17 protein-coding genes are annotated in these 17,844 nt (G+C 65.9%); 9 read left to right on the top strand and 8 right to left on the bottom strand.

The window, feature by feature from the left end; genetic code table 11:
- Window positions 1-55 precede the first annotated feature (55 nt).
- The 3 genes from ABIB35_RS13315 to ABIB35_RS13305 are packed head-to-tail and all read left to right on the top strand — an operon-like array spanning window position 56 to window position 2,722.
- Complete coding sequence (locus ABIB35_RS13315; protein WP_354182121.1) at window positions 56-1,051, top strand: metal ABC transporter substrate-binding protein; 996 nt, start codon at window positions 56-58, stop codon at window positions 1,049-1,051.
- A complete protein-coding gene (locus tag ABIB35_RS13310) occupies window positions 1,048-1,863 on the top strand; it encodes a metal ABC transporter ATP-binding protein (protein ID WP_502915790.1) in 816 nt (271 codons plus the stop codon). Before ABIB35_RS13315 ends, ABIB35_RS13310 begins: the two co-directional genes overlap by 4 nt.
- Window positions 1,850-2,722 (top strand): metal ABC transporter permease, encoded by an 873-nt coding sequence (locus ABIB35_RS13305; RefSeq protein ID WP_354182119.1) that lies wholly within the window; start codon window positions 1,850-1,852, stop codon window positions 2,720-2,722. Before ABIB35_RS13310 ends, ABIB35_RS13305 begins: the two co-directional genes overlap by 14 nt.
- Before the next feature lie 27 nt (window positions 2,723-2,749).
- On the opposite strand, the gene ABIB35_RS13300 is transcribed toward ABIB35_RS13305, so the two are convergent.
- The gene (locus ABIB35_RS13300; RefSeq protein WP_354182117.1) at window positions 2,750-3,172 is read right to left on the bottom strand and encodes a Fur family transcriptional regulator; all 423 of its coding nucleotides are present in this window, start codon (window positions 3,170-3,172) and stop codon (window positions 2,750-2,752) included.
- 197 nt (window positions 3,173-3,369) lie between these two features.
- Here ABIB35_RS13300 and ABIB35_RS13295 point away from each other — a divergent pair, with 197 nt between their 5' ends.
- The 3 genes from ABIB35_RS13295 to ABIB35_RS13285 all read left to right on the top strand — a co-directional run bounded on the left by ABIB35_RS13295 (window position 3,370) and on the right by ABIB35_RS13285 (window position 5,471).
- Window positions 3,370-4,038, top strand: coding sequence for an MBL fold metallo-hydrolase (locus tag ABIB35_RS13295; protein ID WP_354182115.1), 669 nt, complete (start codon window positions 3,370-3,372; stop codon window positions 4,036-4,038).
- Window positions 4,035-4,907: a sulfurtransferase gene (locus ABIB35_RS13290; protein ID WP_354182113.1), complete on the top strand. Its 873-nt coding sequence runs from the start codon at window positions 4,035-4,037 to the stop codon at window positions 4,905-4,907. Before ABIB35_RS13295 ends, ABIB35_RS13290 begins: the two co-directional genes overlap by 4 nt.
- 135 nt (window positions 4,908-5,042) lie before the next feature.
- A complete protein-coding gene (locus tag ABIB35_RS13285; protein ID WP_354182111.1) occupies window positions 5,043-5,471 on the top strand; it encodes an HIT family protein in 429 nt (142 codons plus the stop codon).
- 44 nt (window positions 5,472-5,515) lie between these two features.
- Here the strand turns inward: ABIB35_RS13285 and ABIB35_RS13280 are convergent, their stop codons facing one another.
- The 4 genes from ABIB35_RS13280 to ABIB35_RS13265 all read right to left on the bottom strand — a co-directional run bounded on the left by ABIB35_RS13280 (window position 5,516) and on the right by ABIB35_RS13265 (window position 11,947).
- Window positions 5,516-6,523, bottom strand: coding sequence for a phosphotransferase family protein (locus ABIB35_RS13280; RefSeq protein WP_354182109.1), 1,008 nt, complete (start codon window positions 6,521-6,523; stop codon window positions 5,516-5,518).
- A gap of 214 nt (window positions 6,524-6,737) precedes the next feature.
- Window positions 6,738-10,658, bottom strand: a complete 3,921-nt coding sequence (gene hrpA / locus ABIB35_RS13275; RefSeq protein ID WP_354182107.1) for an ATP-dependent RNA helicase HrpA — start codon at window positions 10,656-10,658, stop codon at window positions 6,738-6,740.
- A 13-nt stretch (window positions 10,659-10,671) separates the two neighbouring features.
- Window positions 10,672-11,670, bottom strand: a complete 999-nt coding sequence (locus tag ABIB35_RS13270; RefSeq protein WP_354182105.1) for a helix-turn-helix transcriptional regulator — start codon at window positions 11,668-11,670, stop codon at window positions 10,672-10,674.
- A 76-nt stretch (window positions 11,671-11,746) separates the two neighbouring features.
- Window positions 11,747-11,947, bottom strand: coding sequence for a hypothetical protein (locus ABIB35_RS13265; RefSeq protein ID WP_354182103.1), 201 nt, complete (start codon window positions 11,945-11,947; stop codon window positions 11,747-11,749).
- An 81-nt stretch (window positions 11,948-12,028) separates the two neighbouring features.
- Here ABIB35_RS13265 and ABIB35_RS13260 point away from each other — a divergent pair, with 81 nt between their 5' ends.
- From ABIB35_RS13260 to ABIB35_RS13250, 3 genes are all read left to right on the top strand, one after another.
- Window positions 12,029-13,030: a GlxA family transcriptional regulator gene (locus ABIB35_RS13260; RefSeq protein ID WP_354182101.1), complete on the top strand. Its 1,002-nt coding sequence runs from the start codon at window positions 12,029-12,031 to the stop codon at window positions 13,028-13,030.
- Window positions 13,031-13,152: 122 nt separating this feature from the next.
- Window positions 13,153-13,926 carry a 3-oxoacyl-ACP reductase FabG gene (fabG, locus tag ABIB35_RS13255; RefSeq protein WP_354182099.1) on the top strand — a complete coding sequence of 258 codons (774 nt, stop codon included), beginning with the start codon at window positions 13,153-13,155 and terminating at the stop codon, window positions 13,924-13,926.
- Window positions 13,927-13,928: 2 nt separating this feature from the next.
- The gene (locus tag ABIB35_RS13250) at window positions 13,929-14,381 is read left to right on the top strand and encodes a MaoC family dehydratase (RefSeq protein ID WP_354182097.1); all 453 of its coding nucleotides are present in this window, start codon (window positions 13,929-13,931) and stop codon (window positions 14,379-14,381) included.
- 80 nt (window positions 14,382-14,461) lie between these two features.
- Here ABIB35_RS13250 and ABIB35_RS13245 read toward each other — a convergent pair whose 3' ends face one another.
- From ABIB35_RS13245 to ABIB35_RS13235, 3 genes are read right to left on the bottom strand one after another with little or no spacing between them, the layout of a single operon-like run.
- Window positions 14,462-15,784, bottom strand: coding sequence for an ABC transporter substrate-binding protein (locus ABIB35_RS13245; RefSeq protein ID WP_354182095.1), 1,323 nt, complete (start codon window positions 15,782-15,784; stop codon window positions 14,462-14,464).
- Window positions 15,781-16,968 carry a branched-chain amino acid ABC transporter permease gene (locus tag ABIB35_RS13240; RefSeq protein ID WP_354182093.1) on the bottom strand — a complete coding sequence of 396 codons (1,188 nt, stop codon included), beginning with the start codon at window positions 16,966-16,968 and terminating at the stop codon, window positions 15,781-15,783. Before ABIB35_RS13240 ends, ABIB35_RS13245 begins: the two co-directional genes overlap by 4 nt.
- A complete protein-coding gene (locus ABIB35_RS13235) occupies window positions 16,965-17,843 on the bottom strand; it encodes a branched-chain amino acid ABC transporter permease (protein WP_354182091.1) in 879 nt (292 codons plus the stop codon). Before ABIB35_RS13235 ends, ABIB35_RS13240 begins: the two co-directional genes overlap by 4 nt.
- Window position 17,844: the final 1 nt, after the last annotated feature.

Genomic DNA, 17,844 nt, shown 5'->3' with positions numbered 1-17,844 from the left:
GCGGAGTTCCCCTTCCACCTTTAAGCCTCACTGTTCGACAGGAATACCACTACTTATGCGACGAACCTCCGCCCGCCTTGCCGGAATTCTCCTGGCCGGCGGAGCCCTTGCCCTGACCGGCTGTACCGGCGGAGGGGACTCCGGGGCCGGTTCTTCCGACACCGGGGCAGGAGAAGGCCGGCTGAACGTGGTGGCCTCCACCAACGTTTACGGCAACATCATGGAGACTGTGGGCGGGAACAACGTCAGTGTCACCGCCATCATTGACCGGCCCAGCCAGGACCCGCACTCCTACGAGGCGACGGCGCGGAACAAGCTGGCCGTCTCGGACGCCGATCTGGTGGTGCTCAACGGCGGCGGCTACGACGTCTTTATGGAGCAGCTGGTTGCCGATTCAGGAATCGACAGCGCCGATGTGCTCAATGCCGTGGAAATTTCCGGGCTGGAGAAAGAAGCCGACGACGGCGCCTCCCACTCCGCAGACAACGAAGAAGCGCACGACGAAGATCACGGCGGGCACTCGCACGGTTCCTTCAACGAGCACGTCTGGTACAGCCCCCAGGCCATGGGGCTGCTGGCCGAAGCCGCGGCAGAACGCCTGTCCACCCTGGATCCGGACAACGCCTCCGACTACCGGGACAACGCCGCCTCATTCAACAGCGGCATCGAGAACCTCACCGCCGATCTCTCGGAAGCCAAGGCCGTGGCCGGGGACCGGGAGGTAGCCGTAACGGAGCCGGTTCCGGAGTATCTGTTCGAGGCTGCCGGCCTGCACAACGTGACCCCGGGGGACTTCACCTCGGCCGTTGAAGAGGGAGCCGACGTTCCGCCCGCCGTGCTGAAGGAGATGCAGGACCTGCTGCGTTCGGGCGACGTAGCCTTCCTGGCCTACAACACCCAGACCTCCACCTCGCAGACCGAATCAGTCCGCGCCACCGCTGAGGAAGCCGGAGTTCCCGTGCTTGACTTCTCCGAGACTCTGCCCGAAGGGCAGGACTACCTGACCTGGATGGGCTCGAACGTGGCTTCCATCGATGACGTGCTCCGGTGACCGGTCCGGTAGTGCGGCTCCGGAACGCCGGCTTGTCCTTTGGCTCCCGAACCCTGTGGGACGGACTGGACCTGGACATCACGGCCGGCGAATTCCTGGCGGTCCTGGGGCCCAACGGGTCCGGGAAGACCAGTTTCCTCAAGGTCCTGCTGGGCCTGCAGGAACTCTCACGGGGGTCCGTGGAGATCAACGGCCGGCCCGCCCGGCGCGGCAGCCGCGACATCGGCTATATACCGCAGCAGAAGGCCTTTGCCCCCGGAACACCCCTGCGTGCACGCGATCTGGTGGGCCTAGGCGTGGACGGCAACAAATGGGGCCTGCGGCTGAAGCGTTCCCCCGTGCGGCGGCGGGTGGATGACCTGCTGGAACAGGTGGGGGCCACCCGGTACGCCAACGAACCAGTAGGGCTGCTTTCCGGCGGGGAAGTCCAGCGTCTACGGGCAGCGCAGGCACTGGCTACCGATCCTGAGCTACTGCTCTGCGACGAACCGCTGCTTTCCCTGGACCTGCATCACCAGCAGGCGATCAGCGGGCTGATTGACCGGCGCTGCCATGAGCAGGGTTCGGCCGTGGTCTTTGTGACGCACGAGATCAACCCTGTGATCGACTACGTGGACCGCGTACTCTACCTGGCCGGCGGCACCTTCCGCACCGGAACGCCGCAGGAGGTGCTGCGCTCGGACGTGCTCTCGGAAATGTACGGAAGCCGGGTGGAAGTGCTGCGCAGCCACGGCCGCATTGTGGTCCTGGGCATTCCCGATGCGACCACCCACGTACACGGTGAGAGCGAGGACGACCATGGACTTGCGTGAATTCTTCTCCGCCGTCTTTGATTTCAGCGACTACGGGCAGCTGCTGCCGCTGGTCACCAATTCCCTCTGGGCAGCGGCGATCCTTGGCCTGGTGGGCGGCCTTATCGGCACCTTTGTCCTGATGCGGGACCTCGCCTTTGCCGTGCACGGCATTGCGGAGCTGTCCTTCGCCGGCGCAGCCTTTGCGCTGCTGATCGGTGCCAACGTGGTGTTCGGTTCACTGGCCGGTTCGGTGGTCGCAGCGGTGCTGCTGGCCGTCATGGGCCTCAAGGCACGGGACCGGAACTCCGTGACCGGGGTAATCATGCCCTTCGGGCTGGGCCTGGGCATCCTGTTCCTGGGCCTCTATGAGGGCCGGTCCGCCAACAAATTCGGGCTGCTCACCGGGCAGATTGTCGCCGTTGATACCGTCCAGCTGAACCTGCTGGCCGGCACCGCCGTCGTTGTGGTGGCCGGACTGGTCCTGATCTGGCGGCCGCTGACATTCGCCAGCGCCGATCCCGAGCTGGCCGAGGCCCGCGGGGTTCCCGTGCGCGTGCTGTCCGTTGTCTTCATGATCCTGCTGGGACTGGCAGTGGCACTGTCCATCCAGGTGGTGGGTGCGCTGCTGGTGCTCTCGCTGCTGATCACGCCGTCGGCCGCGGCCCTGCTGGTGACGTCCTCGCCGCGGCTGGTGGTGCTGCTTAGCGTACTGTTTGCAATGACCTCGGCGGTGGGCGGCATTCTCCTGGCGCTGGGCGGACGGATCTCGATCAGCCCGTACATCACCACCATTTCGTTCCTGATCTACCTCATCTGCCGGTTGGTCAAGCGGATGAGGACCCGGGGGCGGGCTCGGGCGGGCACTGTTGCCGCCTAACTGAACAGTGAGGGGCTGACCTGGTTCCTAGGCGCTGCATTCGGGGCAGAGGCCAAAGATCTCCACTGTGTGAGCCACATCGGTGTATCCGTATTCGGCGCCCAGACCGGAGGCCCAGGCCTCCACGGCGGGGGCTTCCACTTCCACGGCCTTGCCGCAGTTACGGCAGACCAGGTGATGGTGGTGGTGTTCGACGGCGCAGCGGCGGTACAGCGCCTCGCCGTCGCCGTTGCGGAGCACATCCACCTGATTCTCTTCCGCCATGGACTGCAGGATGCGGTAGGTGGTGGCCAATGATACGCTGTCGCCCCGGTCATGCAGCAGGCGGTAGAGCTCCTGCGTGCTGACAAAATCGTCCAGTTCATCCAGTGTCCGGCCCACTGCAAGGCGCTGGCGTGTGACCCGTTGTTCCGGGGCCCGCTTTGCGGGTCGGGACGTCTCGGATGACATGCTCGCTCCTTAGGAAGGTAATGCCGGAACCGGCCGGTGCCGGGAATCCCGGACCGCGGCCGGCAGCGGAAGGATCTGCTGCTTCCGCCCAGGGGCCGCCGGTACAACTTCCAGATTATCGCACCGGGCACACAACGGCCCTGCCGCCGATCGGCACTACGGATACGGCGCCGGGAGCGCAAGGGTACTGTGACCCTATGAAACTGACCAAGTACACCCACTCATGCGTGCGGCTGGAGCGCGACGGCAACGTCCTGGTACTGGATCCGGGTTCGTTTTCCGAAGTGGAAGAGGCCCTGAACGGGGCTTCCGCCGTCCTGATCACCCACGAGCACGCCGACCATCTGGACCGGGAACGGGTCCTGGCCCAGATGGAGGCCAATCCGGGCCTGGTGCTCTATGCACCGGCGGGGCCGGCCGCCCAGCTCAGGACGGCGGCGGCCGGAGACGGCAGCGGTGCTGCGGAGCGGATCTTCGACGTCGAGCCGGACACAGCCTTCACCGTCGCGGGCTTTGACGTGCAGTCCTTTGGCGGTCAGCACGCGCTGATCCATCCGCTGGTGCCGCTGGTGGCCAACGTGGGCTACCTGATCGAGGGCACCGTGTATCACCCGGGGGATTCCTTCGTGATTCCGAACGGGCTGACGGTGCAGACGCTGCTGGTCCCCATCCATGCCCCGTGGTCCAAGGTGGGGGAGGTCATCGACTTTGTTATTGCCTCCGGGGCGGAGCGGGCCTATCCCATCCATGATGCGCTGCTGAACGAGCGTGGCCTGGGAGTCGCGGAGGGCCATGTGACCCGGTTCGGAGAACTCTACGGCACCGTCTACCGGCACCTGTCGGCCGGCGAATCGGTTCAGGTATGAGCAGGCCCGTGATGGATGTGCCCGACCTGCAGGAGCTGCTGGCTTCCGGCGAGCCGGTGGTGCTCCTGGATGTTAGGTGGGCGCTGGGCCATACCGACGGCCACAAACAGTACCAGCGCGGGCACATCCCGGGCGCCGTCTTTGTGGACCTGGAAAAAGACCTCGCAGCGCCGGCGGGGACGGGCTCCGGGGGACGTCATCCCCTGCCCGATCCCCAGGAGTTTCAGCGGACTGCGCGCCGATGGGGGATTAACTCCGGGGACACTGTAGTGGTGTACGACGCCGTCAGCGGCACGTCCGCCGCCCGCGCCTGGTGGCTGCTGCGCCACGCCGGACTGGAGGCGGTGTACCTGCTCGACGGCGGTGTGGTCGCCTGGCATCGGGCGGGCGTGGCACTGGAAGGCGGGGATGTGACTCCCGAGGAAGGGAACATCGAGCTGACCTGGGGCCGGATGCCGGTTCTTCAGATGTGGGATGTACCGGAAGTGGTCGCAGCCGGACGGCTGCTCGATGCCCGGGCCAAAGAACGCTACCGCGGCGACCGAGAGCCGGTGGACCCGCAGGCCGGGCACATCCCCGGCGCCGTCAATGCTCCCACTACGCAGAACCTGACCGAGGAAGGAACCTTCCGCAGCCCGGAGGAGCTGCGCGCGTCTTTCGAAGCACTGGGAGTGCGGCGGGGTACACCGGTGGCCGTGTACTGCGGATCCGGGGTCAGCGCCGCCCATGACGTGGCTGCCCTGGAACTGGCCGGTTACAAGGCTGCCCTCTATCCGGGGTCCTGGTCGCAATGGTCATCCACCAAGGGCTCACCGGTTGCAGTTGGGCAGCAGCCCGGGGAATGGCCGGGAGCCGGGCAAAGGCGGTAGCGTCAAGAGATGATTACCGGCCGCCCCGTTCCCCCTCCGCTGCATCTGCGAATACCTGCCACCGCGCAGGCCTTCGATACAGCAGCGGGTACCGGCACCTCAGCCCGGTCCGCCCCGCCATCCCAAGGAGCCCCCATGCCCACCCTGTTCACCAAGATCATCAACGGCGAGATCCCCGGCCGCTTTGTCTGGAAGGACGATGACGTGGTGGCCTTCCTGAGCATCGGCCCGCTGAGTGACGGCCACACCCTCGTTGTTCCTCGGCAGGAGATCGACAAGTGGACGGATGCTCCCGCTGACCTGCTGCAGAAGCTGACCGCTGTGGCCCAGGTGATTGGACAGGCACAGGTTGCCGTCTTCGGCTCCGAGCGGGCAGGGCTGAGCATCGCCGGGTTCGAAATCGACCATTTGCACCTGCACGTCTGGCCCACCAACTCGCTGCAGGACTTCGACTTCAGCAGAGCAGAGTCCAACCCGGATCCCGAACGCATGGACGCCAACGCCGAGTTACTGCGCGAGGCCCTGCGGGGTGCCGGTCACGGGGAGTTCGTACCCGAAGCGTAACGCGCTCAGATGCCTGACTGTGGAGCGGTTCCGGTCCGCTCAGATCAGGGGCGGGGAGGCCCACCCCCGATCGTTGCCTGCCGGCTGTCCAGCCAGTCCCGGACGAGCCGGGCGGTATAGCGCCCGTGGCTGCGCAGGTGCGGACTGGCCGCGACCTCCGGCTGGCTGCCGGCATGGATCATGTAGTTCAGCAGGGCGGCCAGCCAGGCATCGATGTAGGCCGGCGGCACGTCACGGGTGAGTGCTGAGCGCTGCAGCCAGGCATCGGCGTCGAGCCCGCCGCCCCTGGCATAGGGCAGCACCCCCACCCAATCCGTCCAGGGGGCACCGGTGCCCAGGAAATTCCAGTCGCAAAAGAGCGCCCGGCCGGAGCTGATCAGGATGTTATCCGGACGGAGGTCGCCGTGGAGGACAGCGTCCCCGGCAAGTGCCTCCGGGCACAGGTCCAGGGAGGCCTGGAACAGACGGGCCTGGGCGGCATTCAGCTCGGGCAGGAACCACGGGGCAGCACCGCCGTCGGCCACCGGCACGAACTGGGAGGGAACCAGGGCCATGTCCTCGGCCAACGGGTCACCGGCCATACCTGCCGGGAAACCGGGCATTCCAGCGGCGGCCGCACAGGCTGCCTCCACGGAGCACAGATCTGCCTCGCTCCAGGGCTGGCCTGGCATTCGGCCCTCGATAGCCTCATAGACCAGCAGCTGCCAGTCCACCCCATTCACTACATGGTGCTCTGCAAAGTGCAGCCGGGGCACCGGCATCCCTTCTGGCAGCAGGGGGACAACCTGCGCCTCGCGCTCATATGCCGGATAGATCAAGGAATCCGCTGCCGGAGCCGCCTTGGCGAAAATGCGGGCACCCGTGTCGCTGGTCAGAACGGCTGCGAAACCGTTGGTGAACCCGCCGCCGGCATTATGGACCGAGGCAATGCTGCCGCCCGCATGAGCTGCCAGCCGATCCCGCAGGACTGCGGGCAGTTCGGAAAAGGTGCGGCGGCTGGCCGTCCGGCGGTAGTCCGGGACGGGGACCAGATTCTTTGTTGGGTGCGGCATCCGAACAGCCTAGGGGGCAGGGCTGGGCCGCGGGTGCGGGAACCGCCGAGGGACTGCGGGGGAGTGGGATCGCCGGCAAAAAACAACCGCTTTGGGATTCCGCAACCACTGTGGGAATTTACTGCCGGTGCGGACCGGCAGTAAATTCCCAAAACGGAGGGGATTGCCCAAAACGGAGGGTTTTAGCGGGGCGCTACCCTCCAGCCGGGCCCGCCTAGGACGGGGCCAACGCGGCGTTCAGCGCAGTCCGGATCCGCTTCTCCGACACCGACCGAACCGTGCCCAGCTCCTGCGCAAAGAAGCTGATCCGCAGTTCCTCGATCATCCAGCGGACCTCGGTCAGGGCCGGCGGGGTGCCGGTGCCGGGAAGCAGGGCCGCGACGGCGTCGTCGTAGTCATCCTCGAGTGCCTGCACCACTGCCATCTGCTGCGCGTCGCGCTGGACATTGGTGGGCAGTTTCTCCAGTCGGCGCTCGATGCCTGCCAGGTAGCGCGGCAGGTGGGTGAGCTGCGCATAGCCGGTGCTGGCCACGAAGCCGGGATAGACCAGCGAATCCAGCTGGGCCCGGATGTCGTTCAGGGCACTGATCAGTGCCAGGGACTGCGCGCCCTTCAGCGCCTTGGTGATCCGACGGGTGCTGGAGAGAATCTTTTCCACCGTGGCGGTCACGGTGAAGACTGTGTCGATCAGCTCGGCACGGACCTTTTCATAGAGTTCATCGAACTCGGCGCGGGTCCACGGCAGCGTTTCGGGCGTGAGCTTGTCCACGGCGGCCAGCGTGCAGTCCTCGATCAGGGCGGCCACCGAACCGTGCGGATTTTGGCTGAAGGTCAGCTTCTCCGTGTTGCTCAGGTGTTCCAGGACGTACTTCGCCGGGCTGGGAACGCGCAGCACCAGCAGCCGGATGACGCCGCCGCGCATGGCGACTGCCTGTTCTCCGGCGCTTTGGAACATCCGCAGGCCGACGGTTTTTCCTTCGTCCACCAGAGCGGGATAGCCGGTGACCGTGTGCCCCGCCACGAGGCGCTGCACCTGTTTCTCAACGGTGCCGACGCTCCACTCGGTGAGCCCGGACTGCTCGGCCAGCGACGGGCCGGAGCCGGCTGCTCCCGTTTCTGCGGGCGCAGCGGTGCCGGACGGCTTGCCGGCGCCCTTTCCATTGCCCTTGCCTACAGCCTTGGGCGTCACCGTCTTGGGCGTTGCACCGAGAGACTCGGCAATGGCACGCCGGGTGGCAGGGGCCAGCGATTCCTGCAGCGCGGCCAGATCCTTGCCTTCGTCCAGGACCTTTCCGGACCCGTCCACCACACAGAAACTCATGCGCAGGTGTTCGGGCACCGCATCCCAGTTCCACGAACCGGGCGGGATGATGTGGCCCTTGAGCCGGCGCAGGGCCAGCTCCAGCGAGGGCTCCAAGGCATCGGAGGCTGGGTCGAAGTCCGCGGCCAGGGCGGCAGCGGCGGCGCGTGCCACGTCCGGCGCCGGAATGAAATTCTTCCGCACCGCCTTGGGCAGGGACTTGATCAGGGCGGTAATGAGTTCGGCGCGCAGGCCCGGGATCTGCCACTTGAACGGTTCCGGATCCAGCTGGTTCAGGAACAGCACCGGGACCTCCACGCTGACGCCGTCGCCTGCTCCGGCAACGCCGGGGGAGAACTCGTAGGTCAGCGGCAGCTCAAAGTCCCCGTAGTGGAAGGTCTTGGGGAAATCGTTCTCGTCCAGCCCGGCGGCGTCGTCGGTGCGCAGCGCCTCGGGGTCAAAGTCCAGCAGCGCCGGGTTCTCATGGCGGGCACTCTTCCACCACTTGTCAAAGTGGCGTTCGGAGACCACGTCCTTGCCCACACGCTCGTCGTAGAACTCAAACAATGTTTCGTCATCAACGCGAAGCCCGCGGCGCCGGACCCGGTTCTCCAGCTCCTCCACTTCGGCCAGCAGCGCCTGGTTGCGGTGGAAGAACTTATGGTGCGTACGCCAATCACCCTCCACCAGGGCATGCCGGATGAACATTTCGCGGGAGAGTTCCGGGTCAACGCGGCCATAGTTGATGCTCCGCTGGGGGATGACCGGAACGCCGTAGAGAGTGACCTTCTCATAGGCCATGACGGAGCCGCGGCTCTTGGACCAGTGCGGTTCGCTGTAGGAGCGCTTGATCAGGTGCGGAGCCACCTCCTCGACCCACAGGGGATCGAACTTGGCGGCCACGCGTGCCCACAATCGGGAGGTTTCCACCAGCTCGGCGGCCATCACCCAGTCCGGTGTCTTCTTGAACAGGGCTGAACCGGGGAAGACAGCGAACCTGGTGCCGCGGGCACCGGAGTACTCCCGCTTGCGCTGGTCGTAGAGACCTATGTGGCTGAGCAGGCCGGCTAGCAGGCTCATATGGATTTCTTTGTCATGCGCCACCGGATCCACCGGACCGGGGGTGAGCGTAATGTCCAGCGGCTTGGCGATCTGGCGCAGCTGGGCAAACAGGTCCTGCCATTCGCGGATGCGCAGATAGTTCAGGAACTCGTTTTTGCACAGCCGCCGGAAGGCCGACGACGACAGTTCCTTCTGCTTGTCCTGCAGGTAGCGCCACAGGTTCAGGTAGCCGGTGAAGTCCGAGTTCTCATCCACAAACCGCTTGTGCAGCTCCGCAGCCTTCTGGGCGCGGGCGGCATCATCCTTGGACGGGCGCTCGCGTGGATCCTGGATGGTCAGGGCGGCGGTGAGCACCATGACTTCCTTGGCGCAGCCGCGGGCGCCGGCCTCCACGATCATCCGGCCCAGCCGGGGATCAACCGGCAGCTGTGAGAGCTTCCGGCCCACCGGGGTAATGCCGCCGGCCGGCTGCAGGGCGCCGAGTTCCTTCAGTAGGGTGGCGCCGTCGTTGATGGCCTTGGAATCCGGGGGCTGGACAAAGGGGAAGTCCGCCACGTCCTTGGGTCCCTTGGCCACACCCATGGCAGCCATCTGAAGAATGACGGCGGCGAGATTGGTGCGCAGGATTTCCGGATCCGTGAACTCCGGCCGCGCCTGGAAGTCCTCCTCCGAGTAGAGGCGGATGGCGATGCCGTCCGAGACACGGCCGCAACGGCCCGAACGCTGATTCGCGGAGGCCTGCGAGATACGCTCGATGGGCAGGCGCTGGACCTTGGTGCGGTGCGAATAGCGGGAGATGCGTGCGGTCCCGGTATCGATGACGTACTTGATGCCCGGAACGGTCAGCGACGTCTCGGCGACGTTAGTGGCCAGGATGATGCGCCGGTGCTTGCCCGGATGAAATACCTTGTGTTGGTCCGCCAGAGAGAGCCGGGCATAGAGCGGCAGGATCTCGGTGTTGGCCAGGCGGGGCACGCGCTGCACCGAGGAGCGCAGGGCGTCGGCGGCATCGCGGATTTCGCGCTCGCCGGAGAAGAAGATCAGGATGTCTCCGGGTGCTTCGCGGGAGAGCTCCTCCACGGCGTCGCAGACGGCGTCCACCGGATCCCGGTCTTCCTCCAGCTCATCGTCGATCTCTTCATCCTCGGACCCGCCGTTGGCCGGCTGGTTCAGGGGACGGTAGCGGATTTCCACCGGGAAGGTCCGGCCGGACACCTCGATGATGGGGGCGGGCTTGCCGTTGATGGCGAAGTGCTCGGCGAAGCGCCCGGGGTCGATGGTGGCCGAGGTGATGATGACCTTCAGGTCCGGCCGTTCGGGCAGCAGCCGCCGCAGGTAGCCCAGGATGAAGTCAATGTTCAGGCTGCGCTCATGGGCCTCATCAATGATGATGGTGCTGTACTTCTTCAGCTTGCGGTCATGCTGGATCTCGGCCAGCAGGATGCCGTCGGTCATCAGCTTGACCTTGGTCTGCCGGCTGGTCTCGCCCGTGAATCGGACCTGGTAGCCCACCTCGGCGCCCAGTTCGACGTCGAGCTCCTCGGCAATGCGCTCGGCCACCGTGCGTGCGGCGAGCCGCCGCGGCTGGGTGTGACCGATCAGCCCCTTCTCTGCCAGCCCGAGTTCCAGGCACATTTTGGGGATCTGGGTGGTTTTGCCGGAACCGGTTTCGCCCGCGATGATCGTCACCTGGTTGGCCGCAATGGCAGCCATGATGTCTTCGCGGCGCTCCGAAACGGGCAAAAGCGCGGGATAGGAAATAGTCAGTGCCATGATTACTCCCAGTCTAATGGCTGGAATCCGCGGCTTTCCCGATTTCCGCCGAGGGCTGGACAGCCGCTGCACGCTGGAGCAGGGCCGCCGCGGCGCGGGCGCGTTCCCGCATTTCGGCAGGGGCCAGGATTTCGAATTCGATGTCCAGGCCAGCCAGGCGCATCAGCGGCAGGTCCAGGGAGTCCCATCCTCCGCGCAGGATGGTGTGCCCGGGGCCATCGGCTTCCAGAGTGGCCGCATCCGGGGGAATCTGGTCCTGCAGCTCAGCGATCGGCGCTGCCAGTCTCAGGACGACGTCGTACCGGTAGGGGAAGCGGGTAATAGAGTCCTGGACGTAGGCAGCCATGTCTTTCGCGGGCAGGGGGCGGGGGAAGAAACGCTCGCGACTGACCGGAATGCTCTGGCAGCGGTCCATCCGGAACGTGCGCCAGGCCTGCCGCTCCAGATCCCAGCCGGCCAAATACCAGCGCCGGCCGGTGCTGACGAGTTTGTACGGCTCCACCAGTCGGCGCCCGGGTGCACCGCCCACCGCCGTGTAGCGGAACGCGACCACGCGCTGTTCGGCAATGGCGCCGGACAGTGCGGTCAGGGTCTGCGGATCGACAGTGGCTGCGTTGCCGGCCAGCACGCTGACGGACTGGCGCAGCGCGGAGAATTTGGGCCGCAGCCGTCCGGGCAGCACCTGCTCGAGTTTGGCCAGGGCGCGTACCGAGGCTTCGCCGATTCCCGAGACCGGGCCGGTGGCCACTGCGGCCAGCCCCAGGGCGACGGCGAGTGCTTCGTCATCGTCCAGCAGCAGGGGCGGAAGCTGGGCGCCGGACCCCAGCTGGTAGCCCCCGGCGATTCCCGGTGAGGCAGAGATCGGATACCCCAGGCTGCGCAGCTTGCTGATGTCCCGCCGGACGGTGCGCTCGGTGACCGTCATGCGGTCCGCCAGTGCTGCGCCGGTCCATTCGCGTCGCATCTGCAAAAGCGACAGCAGATGCAGCAGCCGTGCCGAGGTTTCCAACATGGTCCCACGGTACTCCGGCATGCGGACAGAAGCTGTCCTTAACCGTTTTTAGTGTGGAGGAGAGGACGGAATCGGGTTACGGAAGGTACGGCAGGGTGCTGAACTCGCCGCGCCCGCCCGGGCCGGCTCCGGACTGATCCGTTCCGGTCTCGCCCCACTCAGGGTGCGAGCGGACAGGCGGAAGATGGCCTCTGCCGTCACCGCTCACCGCATGGACGGTGGCGATAACCAGGAAGAGCAAAGCGGCAACACCGACAAGAAGGATTAAAGTAACCATGCCTCCATGCTGGTCCGCCGGTCCGTCAAAAATAAGTGGCAGAAATGACCATTACCATCAAATACCTGCCATGCTGGTTTCATGCTCACCTCAGTAGCCCTTATAGTCCTCGACGACGTTGCTCCCTTTGAAATGAGCGTCATCGCCGAGGTGTTCGGCATCGACCGGTCTGGGCGGGGCACGGGTGTTCCGGCCTTCGACTTTCGGATCTGCACCCCGGTGCCGGGTCCGGTGTCCACCAAGACAGGCTTCAGCATCATGGTGGATGCAGGGCTGGAAGCGGCAGCCGATGCTGATCTTGTGGTTATGGCTCCGGCGGGCAGCATTGGACCGGAGGGTGCGGGAACCACCCCGGCATCTGTCCTGGCGGCACTTCGCATGGCCCATGCCAGAGGAGCCTGGGTCATGAGTATCTGTTCGGGCGCCTTTGTCCTGGCCGAAGCCGGCCTGCTGGACGGCCGCCGGGCCACCACGCACTGGATGTATTCCGCCGAGTTTGCTGCCTGTTACCCCTTGGTGCACCTGGATGAGGATGTGCTGTACGTCCAGGACGGCACCATGATGACCAGCGCCGGTACGGCCGCCGGGATCGATGCTGCGCTGCATTTGGTGAGGATGGAACATGGCGCAAAGGCAGCGGCGGCCATCGCGCGGGACATGGTGGTGCCTCCCCACCGGGAAGGTGGCCAGGCGCAGTTCATTGACCGCGCAGTCCCGGCCTCGGCCTGTGAGACCCTGGGGCCGGTCTTGGAATGGGTGGGGGAAAACCTGGCTGCGGAGCTCACCGTCAAGGACCTTGCTGCCCGCGCAGCAATGTCGGAGCGGACGTTTGCGCGCCGGTTCCGGGCTGAGACCGGAACCACCCCGGCGGCCTGGATCAACTCCCAGCGGGTCCTGCGGGCCCAGGAGCTGCTGGAGGACACGGACCTCAGCGTGGAGGAGGTGTCGCGGGCCGCCGGGTTTGGGCAGCCGGAGCTGCTGCGCCACCATTTCCACCGGGATGTAGGTGCCAGCCCGGCAGCCTACCGCCGCACGTTCCGCGGCGTTGCGGGCAGCAACCACACTGTCTCGCGGCGCAGTTGAGTTGGCGCAGTTGAGTTGGCGCGTTGAGCTGGGGCAGTCGAGGCTCGGATCATTGCTTACGTACCGTCCGGTCGGTACGCTCAGCGGACAGTATGATCCGGCTCACATCCGAAGGAGAAAACATGACCGAGGTCCAGGAAGCGCCTGAACAGCGCACCGCCGTCGTTACCGGAGCAGGACGCGGCATTGGCGCCGCTATTGCCGCGCGGCTTGCCGCCGACGGCCATCGCGTGGGTGTCATCGATCTGCGTGAGGAGGACACCGCCGCCACTGTGGAGGCCATCAACAACTCCGGCGGCAAAGCCGTGGGGGTGGGAGCGGATGTTTCCGACGCCGGCGCCGTGGAAACCGCGGTGGACCGGATTGCCGCCGACCTCGGCGCACCGACCATCCTGGTCAACAATGCGGGCATCCTGCGGGATAACCTGCTGTTCAAAATGACGGACACGGACTGGGACGCTGTGATGGGTGTCCACCTGCGTGGTGCCTTCCTGATGAGCCGCGCCGTGCAGGCACATCAGGTGAAGGAAAAATGGGGGCGCATCGTCAATCTTTCCAGCACCTCGGCGCTGGGGAACCGCGGCCAGGCGAACTACGCCGCGGCCAAGGCCGGGCTGCAGGGGTTCACCAAGACACTCGCCATTGAGCTGGGCAGGTACAACGTCACGGTCAACGCCATTGCGCCGGGATTCATTGAAACCGACATGACCCGGGCGACGGCGGAACGGACCGGGGTGCCCTTCGAGGACTTCGTGAAGCATGCAGTGGCCGAAATTCCGGTGGGACGGGCCGGAACCCCGGCCGACATTGCTGCTGCGGCATCATTCTTTATCCGGGAGGAAGCATCCTTTGTTTCCGGACAGGTGCTGTACGTTGCCGGCGGACCGAGGGCCTAGCGATGGCGCACTTTACTTCCGTGCAGGAGCTGGAAGCTGCCGTGGGACAGGTCGAAACCAGCGAATGGATCACGATTGACCAGGACCGGATCAACAGGTTTGCCGACGCCACCGATGACCAGCAGTGGATTCACACCGATCCCGGGCGCGCAGCAGCCGGACCGTTCGGCTCTACCATCGCGCACGGCTTCCTGGTCCTTTCGCTGCTGCCGGCACTGGAAGCAGGCCGGGTGAGCGTGGACGGAACCGTGATGGGCATCAACTACGGGCTGGATCATGTGCGGTTTCCGCATCCGGTTCCGGTGAACAGCCGGGTCCGTGCGGTATCCGAACTGGCGAAGGTCGAAACCACCCGCCAGGGCGTCCGCGTTGTCACCGGCATCACGATTGAACTGGAGGGGGAGGCCAGGCCGGCGGTTGTCGCCGACTGGATCACCCTGTATGTGCTGGCCTAAGCAATAATCCAGCAAAAAGGGAAAGGGGCCGCTGCCGGGCCCTTTCCCTTTTTGGTGCGCTCTCCTGCTCCCGAACGGCCCTACTCAGGAATGCCGTTTTCCGGCATGGCTGGCCGGTCCTCGGTGTAGGGTCTCACCGAGTCGCCGTTCACGGCGTACGGCGTTCCCGTATAGGCCTGCACGCCGCTCGCGATCAGGGTGATCATGCCGCCGGTGTAGCCGGCATGGCTGTCCGCGCTGAAGCCCAGCGGCACATGTCCGTTGCCTTTGACATTGCCCGACTCCAGCGCCTCAAGCAGAGACTCCCGGGTGGGATTCTCCCCGGCCTCCGTCAGGGCTTCGACGAACAGGTAGCCCAGGGACATGCCAAAAATGGTGTTGCCGTCGAACTCCGCGCCCGGGTTGTACTCCTCATTGATTTCTTTGAACTTAGCCGTCCACTCGTCGCCGGTATCGGAGTAGGACGGAAGGTAGTTGGCGCTGATGAAGCCTTCGAGCAGCTTGTCGGTGTTCTCGCCAAGGTAGCTGGCCAGGGTGTTGTAATCCCCGCCGGCGGAGGACGCCGCCCATTTGGGAAAGTAGCCCAGCTGTGCGGCGGTTCCGATGGCCTGGGCACTGAACCCGTTGATGGAGGCCAGGAAGTTTACGTCGCAGCCGGCTGCCTGCAGGGCGCTGATCTGGGCGGCAATGTCCGTGTTTGCGGTGGAATAGACCTGTGAGCTGGCCAGTTCTCCACTGCCCAGCGCCGACTCGAGTCCGGTCTTGAAGTCGGCACCGAAGTCGTCATCCTGCCCGAACAGGCAATAGGTCGCATCAGGAAATTCCTCCTGCACATACGTGGCCAGGACCTTGGCCTCCGTGTCATAGTCCTGCATGAAGCCGTAGGTGTAGGGATAATCTTCGGGCTGGTTCCAGGTGGGGCTGCCTGAGGCCACAAAAAGGTCCGGAACCTCATTGTCGTTCAGGAAATCCAGCACAGAGCTGTGCGGCGGGGTGCCGAGGCCGCCCAGGATCGCGAACACCTCATCCTGGAGGACCAGTTCCCGCACCACGCTTTGGGTGTTGGCGGGGTTGTAGCCGTCATCCTTGACGCTGTACTCGATGGTGCGTCCGTGGACTCCGCCGTTGGCGTTGACGTAGTCGAAGTAGGCCTTGGTGGCCGGCGAGATGGAGGCATAGCCGGCTGCCGCGGGGCCGGTGAGTGGCTGGTGCGTCCCTACCTTGACCGTGCTGTCGGTGACGCCGGGAACGTCCTCCGTAGCAGCCGGGCTTTCATCACCGGAGGACCCGCAGGCCCCCAGGACGAGGGCTGCGGCCGTGACCGCGGCGGCAAGGACGGCCCCTTTGGAACCGGAGCGCCCGGACCCGGTTCGCAGGGAAACGGAATGCTGGGAACTAGTCATCGTTGACCTTTCGTGGTGGATAGTGTTTCTGGCGACGTGCGGGAATCGGGTGCGCTGCCGGGGGTGCCGGGTGCATCGGGACTGGTTTGAGCGTTGGTGTCGGTGGCGGCGCCGGCAAGGGGAACAACGACGGCGGCGGCCGGCGTCCCGGCGCCGGGGGGACGTCTGCCACGGATCCGGCGTCCGGCGCCGGAGAGCAGCCCCTGGATGCCGCGCGGGGCGAGCATGATCATCAGCACCAGAATGGTGCCGAACACTGCAATGGCCAGGTTTCCGTCCAGCCGGGAGGCGAAGTCGGCGGAGACCGGGAGATCGGCGGTGAACGAATTCACCGCATAGGGCAGGAACACCATGATCAGTGCGCCCCAGACAGCGCCGGCGAGCGATCCTATGCCGCCGATGACCGCTGCCATCAGCAGGTAGAGGGACAGCACGAGGGAGTAGGCCCCGGGGCTGGCGCTTTGGGTGACGTAGGCGAGCAGTCCGCCGCCCAGCCCGGCAGCCGCGGCGCTGACTGTGAAGGAGATGACCTTGGTTCGAGCCACGTTGACGCCGGCAAGCGAGGCGGCGGCGTCGTTGTCCCGGACCGCCCGCAGCGCCCGCCCGAACCGGCCGCGCAGCAGGTTGTTCAGGACCACCATCACCGCAGCAGCGCAGATGATGGCCAGCCAGGCCTGCCACTGCTCGTTGCTGACGGTGCCCCGCAGGGCGGCGGGCCGCTTCTCCACCGTGATCCACAGGCCCTGATCGCCGCCCAGGACAGAGGAGAAGGTGCTGGTCACCGCGGGAATGGCCACCACCAGGGCGAGGGTGAAGCCGGCCAGATAGGGACCATGCAGCCGGCCGGCGGCGCAGCCGATGATCAGGCCGAGGACCGCCGCTCCCAGGACAGCGGCTCCGAGCGGAGCCAGCAGCAGGAGGGGGCCTTCGATCCCGGCATCGGCCAGGGCATTGGCGCTAAGAGCGTAGCTGTACGCGCCGGCAGCCATAAGGGCCGCCTGACCGAGGGAGAGCTGGCCGCCGGCGCCGGTAAGCAGAGTGAGGCCGGCAACGGCGCACAGGTAGGCGCACGCCGTGGCCAGTTGGTAGGACCGAAAGGGCTCGATGGCGAAGGTCAGCCCGATCAGCGCCGCTGCCGCTGCAACAGCGAGCAGGAGGGAAGCCAGCGGTGTTAACGGTTTCATGCCGTGCGCTCCTTCGTCAGGGAAAAGAGTCCGGCCGGGCGGAGCAGCAGCACCGCCAGCAGCAGGACCAGCACCGCTATGGGAGCCAGCGTGGCGCCCAAGTACCCGCTGACCCAGCTGAGCACCACGCCCACGGCCAGCCCGCCGGCAACGGCTCCGCCCGCGGAGTCCAGTCCGCCCACCACCGCAACGGTGAAGGCGTAGACAAAAACGGTGTCCACTGCGTGCGGGTTCAGGCCAAGTTCGGTGGGAATGATCAGCAGCGCCGCCAGGGCGCCGACGGCGGAGGACAAGGCCCAGCCGAGCGTCAGCATGCGGGAGGAGCGCACGCCCAGTAGCCGGGCCAGGTCCGGTGCAAAGGCTGCGGCCCGCAGCCGCAACCCAAGGGACGTCCTGGTAAACAGCAGCGCCAGTCCACTGACGATCAGTGCCACGCAGGCGCAGACAAACAGGTCGTAAGGGGAGACGGCATTAACGCCGCCGATGGGCAGCGGCGCGGTGCTGAACGGCGTGGCCATGGCCTTGTAGCCGTTGCCGAAAATCATGCCCAGGACGGCCTGGATCACCAGCAGCAGCCCCAGGCCGGCGATGACCGAGTTCAGCGGGTTGGTGTTTGTCACAAAGCGCATCACTGTCCGCTCCACCAGTGCGCCCAGCACCAGTCCGGCGACGACGGCGGACGCCAGTCCCAGCCAGTAGCTGCCGGTGGCGCTGGTGACGGTGAAGGCAATGTAAGTGGTGGCCACGGCCATCGCGCCCTGAGCGAAGTTCACGATCCGGGCGGCGCGCCAAATAATGACGAGGGAGAGGGCGAAAGCGGCAAGCACGGCGCCGCGGGCGAGCCCGTCGACGGTAAGGAAGAGAAATCTGTCCATC

The sequence above is a fragment of the Arthrobacter sp. UYP6 genome (assembly GCF_040547315.1).
Classification (GTDB): domain Bacteria; phylum Actinomycetota; class Actinomycetes; order Actinomycetales; family Micrococcaceae; genus Arthrobacter_B.
The sequence above is the reverse complement of the archived record's forward strand: the minus strand, read 5'-3'. Positions and strand labels throughout refer to the sequence as shown.